This window comes from Streptomyces rhizosphaerihabitans (assembly GCF_025399795.1).
Classification (GTDB): domain Bacteria; phylum Actinomycetota; class Actinomycetes; order Streptomycetales; family Streptomycetaceae; genus Streptomyces; species Streptomyces rhizosphaerihabitans.
In genome coordinates, this window is sequence record NZ_JAODTZ010000043.1 from 15606 (window position 1) to 31097 (window position 15492).

At 72.3% G+C, this 15492-nt stretch carries 11 protein-coding genes and 1 pseudogene; 8 read left to right on the plus strand and 4 right to left on the minus strand.

Features of this window, described 5'->3' with window-relative positions:
• Positions 1-177 precede the first annotated feature (177 nt).
• A complete protein-coding gene (locus N4G66_RS32600; protein ID WP_261707871.1) occupies positions 178-2898 on the plus strand; it encodes an FAD/NAD(P)-binding protein in 2721 nt (906 codons plus the stop codon).
• Between the two features lie 292 nt (positions 2899-3190).
• On the opposite strand, the gene N4G66_RS32605 is transcribed toward N4G66_RS32600, so the two are convergent.
• On the minus strand, positions 3191-3958 hold the full coding sequence (locus tag N4G66_RS32605; protein WP_261707872.1) for an IclR family transcriptional regulator: 768 nt from the start codon (positions 3956-3958) through the stop codon (positions 3191-3193).
• Positions 3955-4383 carry a MarR family winged helix-turn-helix transcriptional regulator gene (locus N4G66_RS32610; RefSeq protein WP_261707873.1) on the minus strand — a complete coding sequence of 143 codons (429 nt, stop codon included), beginning with the start codon at positions 4381-4383 and terminating at the stop codon, positions 3955-3957. The genes N4G66_RS32605 and N4G66_RS32610 overlap by 4 nt, the downstream gene beginning before the upstream one ends.
• 320 nt (positions 4384-4703) lie before the next feature.
• On the opposite strand from N4G66_RS32610, the gene N4G66_RS32615 reads away from it, so the two are divergent.
• From N4G66_RS32615 to N4G66_RS32630, 4 genes and pseudogenes are all read left to right on the plus strand, one after another.
• Positions 4704-5651 carry an SDR family NAD(P)-dependent oxidoreductase gene (locus tag N4G66_RS32615; RefSeq protein ID WP_315903727.1) on the plus strand — a complete coding sequence of 316 codons (948 nt, stop codon included), beginning with the start codon at positions 4704-4706 and terminating at the stop codon, positions 5649-5651.
• Complete coding sequence (locus tag N4G66_RS32620; RefSeq protein WP_261707874.1) at positions 5651-6535, plus strand: amidohydrolase family protein; 885 nt, start codon at positions 5651-5653, stop codon at positions 6533-6535. The genes N4G66_RS32615 and N4G66_RS32620 overlap by 1 nt, the downstream gene beginning before the upstream one ends.
• 10 nt (positions 6536-6545) lie before the next feature.
• A pseudogene (locus N4G66_RS32625) lies at positions 6546-8066 on the plus strand (acyl-CoA synthetase).
• Positions 8063-8518 carry a MaoC family dehydratase gene (locus N4G66_RS32630; protein WP_261707875.1) on the plus strand — a complete coding sequence of 152 codons (456 nt, stop codon included), beginning with the start codon at positions 8063-8065 and terminating at the stop codon, positions 8516-8518. Before N4G66_RS32625 ends, N4G66_RS32630 begins: the two are co-directional and overlap by 4 nt.
• 46 nt (positions 8519-8564) lie before the next feature.
• Here the strand turns inward: N4G66_RS32630 and N4G66_RS32635 are convergent, their stop codons facing one another.
• Positions 8565-9413: a hypothetical protein gene (locus N4G66_RS32635; protein ID WP_261707876.1), complete on the minus strand. Its 849-nt coding sequence runs from the start codon at positions 9411-9413 to the stop codon at positions 8565-8567.
• A complete protein-coding gene (locus N4G66_RS32640; protein WP_261707877.1) occupies positions 9413-11080 on the minus strand; it encodes a histidinol-phosphatase in 1668 nt (555 codons plus the stop codon). Before N4G66_RS32640 ends, N4G66_RS32635 begins: the two co-directional genes overlap by 1 nt.
• A 477-nt stretch (positions 11081-11557) precedes the next feature.
• On the opposite strand from N4G66_RS32640, the gene N4G66_RS32645 reads away from it, so the two are divergent.
• The 3 genes from N4G66_RS32645 to N4G66_RS32655 all read left to right on the plus strand — a co-directional run bounded on the left by N4G66_RS32645 (position 11558) and on the right by N4G66_RS32655 (position 15489).
• Positions 11558-12895, plus strand: coding sequence for a 6-phospho-beta-glucosidase (locus tag N4G66_RS32645; protein ID WP_261707878.1), 1338 nt, complete (start codon positions 11558-11560; stop codon positions 12893-12895).
• Between the two features lie 273 nt (positions 12896-13168).
• Positions 13169-14110: an ABC transporter ATP-binding protein gene (locus tag N4G66_RS32650; protein WP_261707879.1), complete on the plus strand. Its 942-nt coding sequence runs from the start codon at positions 13169-13171 to the stop codon at positions 14108-14110.
• Positions 14107-15489 (plus strand): ABC transporter permease, encoded by a 1383-nt coding sequence (locus tag N4G66_RS32655; RefSeq protein WP_261707880.1) that lies wholly within the window; start codon positions 14107-14109, stop codon positions 15487-15489. Before N4G66_RS32650 ends, N4G66_RS32655 begins: the two co-directional genes overlap by 4 nt.
• Positions 15490-15492: the final 3 nt, after the last annotated feature.

Sequence of the window (15492 nt, forward strand, 5' to 3'; positions counted from 1 at the left end):
CCTGAATCCACGGTTGCCGGGCCGCCTTGGATTGTGAACAGAGTATGAAGCGCCCTACCCGAGCCCTGAGATTTCCGTGAGATTCCCCTTCCGGGAGACCTTTCCGGCCTCTTCGGTCGCAGAACGAAGGAGGAGTTGCGCTTGCCGGTCCCGCGACAGACCACGCCGGAGGTATCCGTGAATCCAGCCCGTGAACGGCACACCGTGGCCATCGTCGGAGCGGGTGCCGCCGGCACGCTCACCGCCGTGCAACTGTGCGAGACGGCGGCCCGCCGCCGCACACCCCTCGACCTCGTCCTGGTCGACCCCGCCCCCGAGGCCGGACGCGGCACCGCCTACGCCACCACCGATCCCCGGCACCGGCTGAACGTGCCCGCCGGCGGCATGAGTTGCTACCCCGACGACCCCGGCCACTTCACCCGCTGGCTGTGCCGGCACGGCGAACCCACCGTCAGAGGAACCGACTTCGCCACCCGGTACCGCTATGGCGCCTACCTCGCCGACACCCTGGCCCAGGCGATCGTCCACGCCCACGGCACCGTCGCCGTGCGCCGGCTGCGGACCAGGGCGGAGGCCTGCGCCCGTACCCCGGACGGGGGACTGGAGCTCCGACTCGCGGACGGGCAGAGCCTTCTGGCCGACAGCGCGGTCCTCGCCACCGGACCGGCGGCCACGACCGGCGGCTGGGCCCCGCCCGGACTCCGTACCTCCGAACGGTTCATCGGGTCCCCCTGGGCGCCGGGAGCCCTCGACGGGCCGCTCGCCGAACCGGCCGCCCGTGCGGAGGGCGGCGCGAAGGACGGCGCCCGTGCCGATGTCCTGCTGGTGGGCACCGGACTCACCGCGGTCGACCTCGCGCTCAGCCTCGACCGTCCCGGACGCACCGTGCACGCCCTCTCCCGCACCGGTCTGCTGCCGCAGCCGCACGCGTTGAGCCCCGCCCCGGCGATGGCCGCACCCGAAGGGCTCGACGCGCCGACCCTGTCCACGCTGCGCCGGACCGTCTACCGCCACATCGGCCGCGCCGTGCGCGCCCACGGCGACTGGCGCCCCGCGCTCGACAGCCTGCGCCCGCACACCGCCCGCCTGTGGCGCAGCCTCACACCCGAGGAACGTGCCGCGTTCCTGCGGTGCGAGGGCGCGCTGTGGAACACCCACCGGCACCGGATGGCGCCGACGACGGCCGAGTCGGTGGCCCGCGCGCGCACGGCCCGGCGGCTGCGCGTCCACACCGGAAGGATCACCGACGCCGTCGCGCGGCCCGACGGCTCCGTTCGGGTCACGCTCTCCACCGGCCTGCACATCACGGCCGGTTGGGTGATCGACTGCACCGGACCGGGCCCCCGCCCCGAAGACCCCCTGTGGCGCTCGCTGTTCGACACGGGCGCCGCCGTGACCGGCCCGCTCGGCCTGGGCGTCGCGACCCGCGACGGCCGCCTCCTGGACGCCGAGGGCCGGGCCACGCTGCCGGTGTTCACCCTCGGGGCACCCCGGCGCGGCGAACTGTGGGAGACGACCGCCGTCCCCGAGATCCGCGTCCAAGCCGCCGATCTGGCAGCGGAGTTGCTGGCACCACTGACTCGACGGCGACGCCCCGCGCGCCGCCGGCCCGTCGACGCGCACGGGCTCCCGCTGTCCACCCACGCCGAGGCCGCGGCCGCCCACCGCACCGGCCTCGAACGGGTCCTCAAGGTCAGGGCCGGCGCCGAGGACGCCTTCGCGCGCGCCGTGGCCCTCGACCCCGGCTTCGCCCTCGGCCACGCGGCCCTCGCCCTGCTCGGCCATGAGTGCGGCGCGGACGTCGACGTACCGCGGGCGCTGGCCGACGCGCAGCGCTGCGCGCGGGAACGGGCCGACGAACGCGAGCGCTCCTTCGTCGACGTGGTGACCCGGCGGGTGCACGGCGACTCCCCGGACGGAGGCGCCGGTGCCCTGCTCGGGCATCTCGCAGCGCACCCCGCCGACGCGCTGGCGCTCGCCGTCGCCGTGCCCACCATCGCCTTCTCCGGCATCAACGACCTCGACACGGCCTATGCGCTGAGCCTGGTCGAGCGCACCTCGCCCGCCTACGACGGCCACTGGTTCCCGGCCTCGCTCCTCGCCTTCCTGCGCCAGGAACAGGGCCGCTACGACGAGGCCGCCGAGCTGGCCGCTCGCGCACTGGCCGCCGAACCGGCCTCCGGACACGCCGTGCACGCACTCGCTCACGTCCACTACGAGTCCGGAGCCCACGAGACGGGCCGCGACTGGCTGGACGCCTGGGTGTCGGGGCACGGGAGGGGCGTGGTCCACCGGGCGCACTTCTCCTGGCACATCGCCCTGCACGAACTGGCCCTGGACGACCCCGCCGCCGTCCGCAGACGCTGGTTCGCCCAGCTCTCGCCGGGGCGGGTGACCGGCGTACGCGCCCTGGTCGACTCGGGGTCGCTGCTGTGGCGGGCCCGGCTCAGCGACAGCTGGCAGGGGCGGATACCGGCGGCGGACGTCCTCGACAGTGTCGCCCGCGAGATCGTGGAACGGCCCGCGACCGCCTTCACCGCGCTGCACGCGGCGGTCGCCCTCACCGCCGCCGGTGACCTCGCGGCACTGCGCCGGCTGCGCGACCACGCGGCCGGGGCCGACCGCGTACAGCGCGAGGTCGTCGTCCCGCTCTGCGAGGCCTTCGCCGCCCTCGTCGAGGAACGCTTCCACGAGGCCGCCCGGGGCCTGGACGCGCTCCTCCCCGTTCTCGGCCGGGTCGGCGGCAGCGCGGCCCAGCGCGAGGTCGTCGAGGAGACCCTGCTGTACGCCCTGGTCGCGGCGGGCCGCTGCGAGGCGGCCCGCCGCCTCCTGGACACCCGCCTCGACCGCGGCCATTCGCCGCGGGACCGCCGCCTGCTGGCCGCGCTGCCTGATTGAGGATCGAGGGGGCGGCGCGTGGCGGGGACGGCGGGGTGCCGGTCACGTGGTCGCATGAGGTCGACCGCACCGAACGTGCCGAAGCGGGAAGCGAGTTCCGGCGCAATTCACGGCGGAGCCGGAACCCTCCCTCGGCGAGGGGTGCCGGACCGCCTCGGTTCCGTTCCTGTCACGAGGACGGGGTGGTCGGGGCCCGCCCGTGTCCGTGCCTCTCCCGGCGTCCGTGCCCGCGTTCGTTCCCGTGTCCGTGGCTCTTTCGGCGTCCGTGCCCGTGTCCGTGCCTGCGGTCGTGTCAGAGATGTGGCTCGGCACCGGCCGTCGGTCGCCAGCCGAGGGCCCGGGAGATTCCGCGGGCCGCCAGCCGTACCGCCGGGATCAACGCCGGTACCTGCGCGTCGGCCTGGGGCACGACGAGTGACACAGCCGCGACGACGGCGCCGTCCGCGCCGCGCACCGGAGCGGCCACCGACAGGGCGTCGTCGGTCACCTGACGGATGCTCACCGCCACGCCGGTGCGCCGGACTTCGGCCAGAGCGCGCCGCAGGCGGCCCGGATCGGTGATGGTGTACGGCGTGTAGGCGGCCAACGGTCCGGCACAGTAGGCGTCCTGGAACGCGGGCTGCGCGTGCGCGAGCAGCGCGAGCCCGACGCCCGTCGCGTGCAGCGGCCAGCGGGCACCCACCTGGATGCGTACACCGACCGACGAACGCCCGGCGATCCACTCGATGTAGACGACCTCGGTGCCGTCGCGGACCGCCAACTGGACGTTCTCGTGCGTCGCTTCGTACAGGTCTTCCAGATACGGCAGGGCGATCTGCCGCAGCGCGAGCCCGCGCGGAGCGAGCGCAGCGATCTCCCAAAGGCGCAGGCCGACGTGGTAAAGGCCGCCCGCGTCCCGCTCCAGCGCACCCCACTCGGTGAGCGCGGCCACCAGCCGGTGGGCGGTCGTGAGGCTGAGGCCGGCCCGGCGGCTGATGTCCGTCAGGGACAGCGCCGTGTGCTCGTGGTCGAAGGCGGCGAGTACGGCGAGGAGGCGGCCGGGAGCGGACAGGGCGGTCATGAGTTCAGTTCGGTGTCCGCGATCCGTTGCAGCAGGGTGTGCAGGGTCTCCCGCTCGGCGGGATCCAGGGGCTGGAGCAGGTCGTTCGTCACGCGCAGCCCGGCCTCGTCCGTGTCGCGCAGGAAGGCGCGGCCGTCCGCGGTCAGCACGACGATCCGGCTGCGGCGGTCGTCGGGAGAGGGCCTGCGCTCCGCGAAGCCGAGCTTCTCCAGGTCGTCGACGAGCCCGACGATCGCGCTCGGGTCGTAGCCGAGCCGCGAACTCAGCTCCCGCTGCAACGCGCCCTTCGAGGTGGCGAGGAACCGCAGCAGCGCGTAGTGGCGCAGCCGCAGTCCGGACTCCTGGAGGAACGCGTTGAACAACTGGCCCGAGCGCAGGCCCAGCCGGTACAGCAGATAGCCCGTGTCCGCGTGCAGGCCGCGCATCCAGGGCTCCTCGGCGTCGATGCGGACGGGGCCCCGGGGGTGTCCTGCGGCATGCTGCTGACCTGCGATGACGGGCTCCCTGGGGCCTGGCCCCGGCCGGGGCGGTTCGGACGTACGGACCCAGCATGCCGTATGGGTCGGACGGCAACAACTATTGACGTCGACAATTATTGCTCTTAGCTTCGATCTCATAGCCGCACCGCTTCCGTCCCGTGGCCACCCGACACGGCGTCGCAGCCGTACCCGCCTCGGACGCGAAGCCGACCCCTGCGGGCAGCCGCGCTCCGGGCGAGCGTCCGCACCATGTGAAGGGACCTCTCGTGCCCCCCATCGATCTCACCGGCAAGGCCGCCGTCGTCACCGGCGGCGGCCGTGGTCTCGGCCTGGCCTACGCCCATGCCCTCGCGGCCGTCGGCGCCCGCGTCGTCGTCAACGACATCGACGAGGACGTCGCCGAGCGGGCCGTGAAGTCCATCACCGAGGCCGGCGGACAGGCCGTCGCGGAGGTCGTCGCGGTCGGCACCGCCGCGGCCGCCGACCGGCTCGTCGCCCGCGCCGTACGGGAGTTCGGCCGGCTCGACATCCTGGTCACCAACGCGGGGATCCTGCGCGACAAGGTCCTGTGGAAGATGACCGACGACGACTTCGACGCTGTGATCACCACGCATCTGAGGGGCACCTTCACCTGCGCCCGCGCCGCCGCCGTGCGGATGCGCGAGCAGGGCGAGGGCGGCAGCCTGATCCTGGTCGGTTCGCCCGCCGGACAGCGCGGCAACTTCGGGCAGACGAACTACTCCGCCGCGAAGGCGGGCATCGCCGCCATGGCCCGCACCTGGTCGATGGAGCTGAGCCGCGCGGGCATCACCGTCAACGCGATCGTGCCCGTCGCCGCCACCGCGATGACCGAGACGATCCCGGCGTTCGCCCCGTACGTCGAGGCCCTGCGCGACGGCACGCCGCTTCCGGACCTCCTCCGCAAGGGCGAGGGCTTCGGCACCCCCGAGGACTGCGCGGCCCTGGTCCCCTTCCTCGCCTCCGAGGCCGCGCGCGGGATCACGGGCCAGGCCATCGGCATCGGCGGGGACAAGGTGGCCCTGTGGTCGCATCCGCAGGAGATCAAGGCGGCCTACGCGGACGGCGGTTGGACCCCCGAGACGCTCGCCGACGTCTGGGCCGCCTCCCTGGGCGCCGAGCCGCAGACCGTAGGGATTCCCGCCCCGCGGATTCCCGCCCCGGGGATTCCCGTTCCGGAGGCGGCGGAAGCGTGATGACTCCTCCTGTGAACCCGGACGAGCTCGTCGCGATCGACGTCCACACCCACGCCGAGGTGTCCGCCAAGGGCCACTCCTCGCTCGACGGCCGTCTGCACGACGCCTCCAGCGCCTACTTCAAGGTCGAGGGCCGGCGGAAGCCGACCCTGGAGGAGACGGCGGCGTACTACCGCGAGCGCAGGATGGCCGCCGTGATCTTCACGGTGGACGCCGAGTCCGCCACCGGCACGGAGCCCGTCCCGAACGAGGAGGTCGCCGAAGCCGCCGCCGCCAACCCGGACGTGCTGATCCCCTTCGCCTCCATCGACCCCTTCCGGGGGAAGGCGGGGGTGCGCCGGGCCCGGCGGCTGGTCGAGGAGTACGGGGTGAAGGGCTTCAAGTTCCACCCGAGCATCCAGGGCTTCTTCCCGAACGACCGCTCGGTGGCGTACGGCCTCTACGAGGTCATCGAGGAGACCGGCACCATCGCCCTCTTCCACACCGGGCAGACCGGCATCGGCGCCGGGGTGCCCGGCGGCGGCGGAATCCGGCTCAAGTACTCGAATCCGCTCCATGTGGACGACGTGGCCGCGGACTTCCCGCATCTGAAGATCATCCTGGCGCATCCGTCCTTCCCTTGGCAGGACGAGGCCCTTGCCGTGGCCACCCACAAGCCGGGCGTGCACATCGACCTGTCGGGCTGGTCGCCGAAGTACTTCCCGCCCCAACTGGTGCAGTACGCGAACACCTTGCTCAAGGACAAGGTCCTGTTCGGCTCCGACTACCCCGTCCTCACCCCGGACCGCTGGCTCGCCGACTTCGAGAAGCTTCCGATCAAGGACGAGGTCAGGCCGAAGATCCTCAAGGAGAACGCCGCCCGCCTTCTGGGGCTCACACCGTAAGGGGCCCACGATGCGCAACGAGGGACTGGGGTCATGGCCCGCACGCCGGGCCCGCAAGACCCCGCACCGCACCGCCCTGATCCACGGCGACGACACCGTCTGCTACGCAGAACTGCACACCCGCACCACGAAACTGGCGCACGCCCTGCGGGCCCTGGGTCTGCGGCGCGGGGACCGGATCGCCTATCTGGGCCCCAACCACCCTTCGTAGACGTTGTTCGCCGCGGGCCTGCTCGGCGCCGTCTTCGTGCCGCTCAACCCGCGCCTCGCCGGGCCCGAAATCGCCCACCAGCTCGGCGATTCCGGTGCCAGGGTCCTGATCCACGCGCCGGCCCCGACCGGGCCGGACGCCGGGCCGCCGGACGGCACCGATGTCCGTACGTCCATCGAAGTGGGGCGTCCGTACGAAGAGTTGATCGCCGACGCCTCCGACGAGCCGATCGACCGGCCCGTCACCGCCGACGACCTCTGCCTCATCATGTACACCTCGGGCACCACAGGCCGTCCCAAGGGCGCGATGCTCACCCACGGCAACCTCACCTGGAACGCCGTCAACGTCCTCGTCGACCACGACCTGACCGCCGACGAACGTGCCCTGGTCTGCGCTCCGTTGTTCCACACGGCGGGCCTGAACATGCTCACCCTGCCCGTGCTCCTCAAGGGCGGCACCTGCGTCCTGACCCGGTCCTTCGACCCGGCGGCCACCTTCGACCTGATCGAACGGCACCGGATCACCTTCATGTTCGGCGTGCCCACCATGTTCGACCGGGTGGCCCGGCACCCCCGCTGGGCCGACGCCGACCTGTCCTCCCTGCGCATCCTGACCTGCGGCGGCGCGCCCGTGCCGACCCCGCTCATCGCCGCCTACCAGGAACGCGGGCTCACCTTCCTCCAGGGGTACGGGATGACCGAGGCCGCGCCCGGCACCCTCTTCCTGGACGCCGAACACGCGGTCTCCAAGGCCGGTTCGGCGGGCGTTCCGCACTTCTTCAGCGATGTCCGGGTGGTCCGGCCGGACTTCACCCAGGCCGACGCCGGAGAGGCGGGGGAGGTCGTCGTCCGCGGACCGCACGTCATGCCCGGCTACTGGGGGCTCCCCGATGAGACGGCCGCCGTCCTCACCGACGGCTGGTTCCGCAGCGGGGACGCCGCCCGCGTCGACGACGACGGCTACGTCTTCATCGTTGACCGCATCAAGGACATGATCATCTCCGGCGGCGAGAACGTTTATCCCGCCGAGATCGAGGACCTGCTCCTCGCCCACCCCGGCATCGTCGAGTGCGCCGTGATCGGTGTCGCCGACGACAAGTGGGGCGAGGTCCCCCGCGCCGTCGTCGTGGCCCGTGAGGGCGTCGAACTGGATCCGGACGAGGTCCTCGCCTCGCTCTCCGGGCGCCTCGCCAAGTACAAGATCCCCAAGTCGGTGGTCGTCGCGGACGAACTGCCGCGCACCGCCTCCGGAAAGCTCCTCAAATCCCGCGTCCGTACGCGCTACGGCACCGGCTACCGCACCAGGCAGGGAAACGCATGACCATCACCGTGAACGGCCTCGACGAACTCAGGAAGCTCGCGGGCGGCGACCTCGGGACCAGTGAGTGGACCGAGGTCACCCAGGAGCGGATCGACACCTTCGCCGACGCCACGGGCGACCACCAGTGGATCCACGTCGACCCGGCGCGGGCGGCGGAGGGCCCGTTCGGTGCGCCCATCGCGCACGGCTATCTGACCCTCTCCCTCTTCATCCCGCTCTTCACCGAACTCCTCGAGGTGGAGGGGGTGACCACGAAGGTCAACTACGGCCTGAACAAGGTGCGGTTCCCCGCCCCCGTGAAGGCCGGCTCGCGCATCCGGCTGGTCGCGCGGCTCGCCTCGGTCGAGGACGTGCCGGGCGGAGTGCAGATCGCCATCGACGGCACGGTGGAGATCGACGGCGGCGGGAAGCCCGCCGCCGTCCTGCAGAGCCTGTCGCGGTTCTACGTCTGAGGCTCGGGGCCCCGGCGGTGCTCCGGGTCCCCTCCACACCGGCCTCCTACTTGAGCTGGTACGCGTACACGGAGGTCGCGACGCTGCACGCGCCGGGCTGGACCACCTCGGCGCGCAGCGTCGCGCTCGCCGTGTCGTAGTCGACGCCCTCCGCCTCGTACGTCCCGTCCGTGCACAGGCTGCGCTGCGGAAGGGCGAAGAGGCTGGTGACATGTCCCGTGACCGGCCGGCCGTCCACCTTCCGCTCCAGGTCGACCTGGAGCAGCGGCCGGTCCTCGGGGAAGAGTGCGCGCGAGCTGTCGTCCGAGGCGCAGAGCAGCCGGGTGCCGTCGACGAAGTCGCAGCCCTGGATGTCGCGGACGGGCCTGTCGAGGGTGATCTGCCCGGCCTGCGGCAGGGCGCCGCCGGTGGGCGGGGTCGACGGGTTGAGCAGCGGGGCGGGGAAGACCTGGAGCCGGTTCTGGTCGCCCCACTCGCCGGACACCAGCCACTGGCCGTCGGGCGACACGGTCGCGAAGGAGTTGTTCAGCTTCTCGCCCGGGTCGAGCCGGTGGACGTACTCATAGCGCTTACCCGCGGGTGTGGTGACGGCGAACATCTTCGAGGTCGCCGTGTCCGGCCCCTGGTAGGCGTCGAACACGGAGCCCTGGGCGATGTCCGGGTCGCCCACATGGTTCCAGCCCTTGATGCGCAGGACGAGCGGAATGGAGGCGAGCCCGCGGTGCAGCAGCGAGCCGTCCGCACGGCTCGCCAGCCCCTGACCCCCGCTCAGCGAGTCGACGTACGACGTGCCGGTCTCGGTCCACACGGGCTCGCCGGCCATCGCGGACGACGTACTCATGCCGACCGTGAAGGCCCCCAACAGGCAGGCAAGAGACAGTAAATGACGCTTCATCAGCAGCCTTCCACATCGACGAACACGGGGTTGGAATAGAACCATGTGTCGACCCACGGGTCACCGTTTCCGGGCGCGTGCGGAATCGGGCCGTGCGGGTCGATCGCCGCACCGAGGTATCCGGCGCCGTTCCTGTTGCCGTCGCTGCCGCGCAGCCGGATGTAGAAGGACTCGTCCCCGGCGGTCAGCGGGATGCGCAGGGTGTACGTCCCCTTGCGGCCGCCCACATCCTCGGTCCGGACGACCTTGGTGTCGGGGGCCCGCCAGACATCGCGGTCGGCCACCGGGCCGTGCACCGCACCGCGGATCACGTCGACATGCGCCAACTCCGGCAGGATTCCACGAGCGTTGGGACGTGAGGCTGTTGCGACGGTGACCGACAGGGTGAGCCGGTCGCCCTTGCGGACGCGGATCCGGCCGCCCAGGGTGACGCCCGTCCCGTGGTCGTGGTCCCGCTTCAGGCGGACGTCGAGTCCGTCCAGCAGATGGCCGTGGTCCAGCCAGACCCGGCCCGCGCGCAGGCCCGCCATCACCGAGCGGTAGCCGTAGCGGGTCACGCCGACATGGGTGCGGCTGAACTGGCCGGGCCAGAAGTCGCCGCCCGGCTGCGGAGTGCCGGTGTTCACCGGGTCGGGAACGTGCCCGGTGTCGTCGAAGTTCTGTCCGGGCGCCCAGTCGCCGTTCTTCCAGGTGTCGAAGACGACGCGGTGCACATCGGAGTTGGTGGTGATGGTGAACAGCCGGCCCTCGGCGAGCATCGCGTCCCACATGCCGCCGACCGTCGCCGTCATCCAGTCGAAGCCGCCGTACAGGACGTACGCGTCATCCGGGTACCCGGCGAAGGAGTTCTCCGAGGGCTTGTTGACGTACTCGCCGCGCTGTTGGCCCGAGCCGATCCAGCCGGGGATGCCGCCGCCCTGGGCACCGGGCGCGCCCTCCATGCCGATCATGATCTCGGGGGCCGCGTCGCGCCAGTCGCGCATCTCGTGCGGGGAGTCGATCCCCAGGCGCGACGGGTGGTTGGCGAGTACCAGTACGTCGTCGACGTATCCGGTGCGGCGCCGCTCGGCCAGCCACTGGACGGCCTTGACCGCGTGTGCCTCGTTGCGGGCCGTGTCGGGGCTGGTCGGCGAACCCGCCGTATAGCCCAACAGCTTGCCGTCGTAGGCGAGTTCGAACTGAGTGAGCAGGTCCACCTCGTGCGGGCCGGGGGCGGCGAAGACGGTGGCGTGCTCGGCGGCCGGGATGTACCACTCCAGACCCTGGAAGATCAGCTGGCGCGGGTTCGCGGCGCGCGCCTTCAGGATCTCCTGGTGCTCCAGCCGGGCGCCGTAGGAGGCGTGCCCGAAGTTGGAGTGCTCGTTGAAGACCATCCAGTCGAGACCGTACTCGGCCCCGGCACGGGCGAGTTGGGAGAACGTGTACTTCGCGTCGTGGCTGTAGACGGAGTGGATGTGATGGTCGCCCACGAGATAGGCGAGGCGCGGATCGCTGCCGCCGGGGCCTCTCCCGGACGCCGCCGCGGGCGCGGCGAGCGAGCCGACCGCGAAGGCCGCCCCGAACAGGCCCGCGCCGCGCAGCAGCCCGCGCCGCGACAGGCCCTGCGGATCCAGCGCGGCGGGGGAGACGGACGGATCGGCCCAGGCGGGCAGTCGCTGCTCGGTCACGGTCGTGTGGTCCCTAGGTCGGAGGGGTATGAACGACCGGACGGGGAAGGCGCGTTCGATGCGAGGGCGGCGGTCGCCGCATCCGTCACGCGGTCGCCGTCGTACGTCCGGCGGTGGGGCCGCGCCGTGCCGGCGTTGTCGTACGGTCCCGCGCCACCGTGCCCGGCCGATCTTCCGTCGTTCACGCGTTGGAGAATGGCGCGGTCCCAGGACCCCCGGATGAAACCGTCCTGAAGCCCCGGGGGCGACTCGATGGCGCCCAGTGTTCGGCGGGCTCACCGTTGCCGCTGCCCGTCGCGTGCGAGGCGGCGAGGGCGAGAGTCCCGGGGACGGGGGACTCGGCGTGGTGGTGACGGACGAGCCCGTGGACGCGGTGGCACGCTGATCCCTGGAAGACGTGGGTGAAACAGGCGGTCGTGGCGTGCTCCCTCGCCGTGCGGCCTGCGTCCCCGCACGAACTGCGAAGGTGGTACTTGCGTGAGGCTGACCATTCTGGGCGGCGGCGGATTCCGCGTCCCGCTCGTGTACGGAGCGCTCCTCGGGGACCGCGCCGAGGGCCGTGTCACCCGGGTCGTGCTGCACGACCTGGACGCGGGACGGCTCTCCGCCGTGGCCCGCGTTCTGGCCGAGCAGGCGACCGGGGACCCGGACGCGCCGGAGGTGACCGTCACCACCGACCTCGACGAGGCCCTGCGCGGCGCCGACTTCGTCTTCTCCGCGATCCGGGTCGGCGGTCTGGAGGGGCGGGCGGCGGACGAGCGCGTCGCCCTAGGCCAGGACGTCCTCGGCCAGGAGACGGTCGGCGCCGGCGGCATCGCGTACGGCCTGCGCACGGTGCCCGTCGCCGTGGACATCGCGCGGCGGGTGGCCCGGCTCGCGCCCGACGCCTGGGTCATCAACTTCACCAACCCGGCCGGACTGGTCACCGAGGCCATGTCCCGTCACCTCGGCGACCGCGTGATCGGCATCTGCGACTCGCCGGTCGGCCTCGGGCGCCGGATCGCCAAGGTCCTCGGCGCGAACCCGCGCGAGGCGTGGATCGACTACGTCGGGCTCAACCACCTCGGCTGGGTACGGGGACTGCGCGTCGCGGGCCGCGACGAACTCCCGCGACTGCTCGCCGACCCCGGGCTGCTCGGGTCCTTCGAGGAGGGCAAGCTCTTCGGCCCCGAGTGGCTCCGGTCGCTCGGCGCCGTCCCCAACGAGTACCTGCACTACTACTACTTCAACCGGGAGACCGTCCGCGCCTACCAGCGGGCCGAGAGGACACGCGGCGCCTTCCTGCGCGACCAACAGGCCCGGTTCTACGACGAGATGAGGCAACCCGGCGCAGGGGCCCTGACCGCCTGGGACCGCACCCGCGCCGAGCGCGAGGCCACCTACATGGCGGAGAACCGGGACGCGGCCGGCGCCGGAGAACGCGACGACGACGACCTCTCCGGCGGCTACGAGAAGGTGGCGCTCGCCCTGATGCGGGCCATCGCCCGTGACGAACGCACCACCCTGATCCTCAACGTCCGCAACCGCGGCACGCTGAGCGTTCTCGACACCGAGGCCGTCATCGAGGTGCCCTGCCTGGTCGACGCCAACGGCGCGCACCCCGTCGCCGTCGACCCGTTGCCCGGCCACGCCACCGGACTGGTGTGCGCGGTCAAGGCGGTGGAGCGGGAGGTACTTTCGGCCGCCGAGTCGGGTTCCCGTACGACCGCCGTGAAGGCCTTCGCCCTGCACCCGCTCGTCGACTCCGTGAACGTGGCCCGCGCACTGGCCGACGGCTATACGGCCGTACACCCTGGCCTGGCCTACCTGAAGTAGAGCCCGGTCAGTGCGGGATACGGCCGTGGAGAAGACGACGTACGGCCGCGGAGCCGAGGAGCACCTCCGCGGCGCCCGGGCTCCGTGCGGACTCGGCGCCCGCAGGTGTTGTCCGAGTCCGTCCACCCTGACGCCCGTTTTGCGCACCGGACTTGCCGACGCCTTGACGATCCGTTTCCGCCGTGTTCAACCAGCCGTCTGTACCCGCGTTGTGTACCGTCCCTAAGGTCCCTGTGTGCTTCGAGTGCGTCGAGTGCTTCGAGGAAGGGACTCATGGACAGACTCCTCGCCGTCCGGGCTCGCGGGATCACCAAGTGCTTCGGCGACGTCGTCGCACTCGACGGCGTCGATCTGGATGTGGCGCGGGGTCAGATCCACGGGCTGGCCGGACCGAACGGCGCCGGCAAGACGACCCTGCTGGGTCTTCTGCTGGGCCTGGCCGTCGCCGACGAAGGTCTCCTCGAGATCCTCGGCACCCAGCTCAGACGGGCGCTCGCCGCCCCCGACGGTGTCGCCGGTTTCGTGGACGGGCCCGGCCTCTACCCCTCGCTCACCGCCCGCCAGAACCTCGCCGCCCTGGCCGCACTCCGCGGCCAGGGCGCGCGGGCGGCCGGGGTCGACGACGTGCTCGACCAGGTCGGGCTCACCGATGTCGCCGACGACCCGGCCCGCGGCTACTCCCTCGGCATGCGTCAGCGGCTCGGCCTCGCCGCCGCCCTGCTCACCAGGCCCCGGCTGCTCGTGCTGGACGAACCGTCCAACGGCCTCGACCCGGCCGGCAAACGACATGTGCACGGTGTCCTGAACAGGCTCGCGGCGAACGGAACCGCGGTCGTCCTCTCCAGCCACCGCATGGATGACCTCCAGGCCCTGTGCTCCGAGGTCACCATCCTCGCCACCGGACGGGTCGTCTTCTCCGGTCCGCTGGGCAAGCTGGCCGCGGAGAACCGTGAACTCGACTACCGGGTACTCACCTCCGACCCCGCGGCGGCCCGACTGCTGGCCCTCGACTCGGCCGGCATCCGTGTCGTCGACGACGCGGCGCCACGGCACGACGCCGACGCGCTCGTCGTGCGCGCGCTGGTGCCCGCCGTGGACGAACTGGTGGTGCGGCTGGTGCGCGCGGGCATCGCGCTGCGCGAGCTCGCCCCCGTGGTGTCGCCTCTCGAAGCCGCGTTCCTCGCCCTCACCGAGCAGAAGGAGACCGGCGGATGACAGTGACCGTCGCCGAGGACGGTGACCTCGGAGCGCAGGGCCTGGAGGAAGCCGTCGCCGCCCCCCGTGTCTCGGTCGCCCGCGCCTACCGCTTCGAGCTGGTCAAACTCGTCTCGCAGTGGCGGATCCGCCTGCTGGTCCTCGCCTGCTGGATCGTGCCGGCGCTCTTCGTCGCCGCGGTGAGCCGGCAGAGCACGCTCCCCGTCGACACCCTCTTCGGCCGCTGGATGCACGCCACCGGGTGGGCCGGAGCGCTGGTGATGCTCGGTTTCGCGGGTACCTGGGCGCTCCCCCTGCTGACCTCGGTCGTCGCCGGCGACGTGTTCGCCTCCGAGGACCGGCTCGGCACCTGGCGCCATCTGCTCGTGGCGGTCCGGTCGCCGCGCCGGATCTTCGCGGCGAAGGCCCTGGCGGGCCTCACCGTCATCCTGCTGCTCGTGGCCGGACTGGTCGCCTCCAGCTCGGCGGGCGGCGCCGTGGCGGTCGGCGACCAGCCGCTGGTCGGCCTCGACGGCCACCTCCTGACCCCGGCGGACGCCGCCGGCAAGGTCCTGCTCGCCTGGGTCTGCGTCCTCGCCCCGACCCTGGCCCTCGCCGCGGTCGGACTGCTCGGGTCCATCACGCTGGGACGGTCCCCGATGGGCCTGCTGCTGCCCGCGCTCGTCGCGCTGGCGATGCAGCTCGCCCAGATGATGCCGCTCCCCGTCGCCGTGCGCCTCGCCCTGCCCAGCTACGCCTTCATCGCCTGGAGCGGTCTGTTCACCAGCCCCGCACAGCTCGGTCCGCTCCTGATCGGCATCGGGGTCAGCCTGCTGTGGGCCGTGACCGCGACCGTGTCGGCCTATGTGCTCTTCATGCGGCGCGACTTCACCGACGCGGCGCACGACGGCTCGGGCCGCAGCGCGGTCACCGCCGGAGTCCTGCCGCTCGTCGGACTGGCCGCCGTGACGGTCGCGGTCGTCGCTGCCGCTACGGGGGCCACGGGCTCCGGGATCGAACAGGACAAGGTGCAGCGCTCGGCCGCAACGGCGTTCGCCCACCTCTACCGGCTCCAGACCAGGCAGCTCAACCGCCCCGCCGTCACGGAAGCGCAGCTGAAGGTCACGGCGTCCTGCGACAAGGGCAGCGTCAAGGTCGCGGCCGAGGGGCCGGGCAACGACTGGCGCTGTGTCGTCTCCTGGCATCTTCCCGGCGTCGACGCCGTGGGGACGGCCGTCTACCAGCTCGATGTCACTCCGGACGGCCGATTCATGGCCGACGGCGACGGACCGAAGGAGGTGAACGGCTACTTCCTTGTCCGCACACCGACCGGGGACGCACCGAACCCGCTGTGGCAGTTCGACGGCAACGTCGACCTGCTCGCCACCTCGAAGGGATGACTC

Bases quoted from the DNA above. Each gene is read 5' to 3' on its own strand.
- N4G66_RS32620 (WP_261707874.1), top strand. From the start codon at position 5,651: ATGACTCCTCCTGTGAACCCGGACGAGCTCGTCGCGATCGACGTCCAC.
- N4G66_RS32635 (WP_261707876.1), bottom strand. From the start codon at position 9,413: ATGAAGCGTCATTTACTGTCTCTTGCCTGCCTGTTGGGGGCCTTCACG.
- N4G66_RS32655 (WP_261707880.1), top strand. From the start codon at position 14,107: ATGACAGTGACCGTCGCCGAGGACGGTGACCTCGGAGCGCAGGGCCTG.
- N4G66_RS32610 (WP_261707873.1), bottom strand. From the start codon at position 4,383: ATGCGCGGCCTGCACGCGGACACGGGCTATCTGCTGTACCGGCTGGGC.
- N4G66_RS32630 (WP_261707875.1), top strand. From the start codon at position 8,063: ATGACCATCACCGTGAACGGCCTCGACGAACTCAGGAAGCTCGCGGGC.
- N4G66_RS32605 (WP_261707872.1), bottom strand. From the start codon at position 3,958: ATGACCGCCCTGTCCGCTCCCGGCCGCCTCCTCGCCGTACTCGCCGCC.
- N4G66_RS32650 (WP_261707879.1), top strand. From the start codon at position 13,169: ATGGACAGACTCCTCGCCGTCCGGGCTCGCGGGATCACCAAGTGCTTC.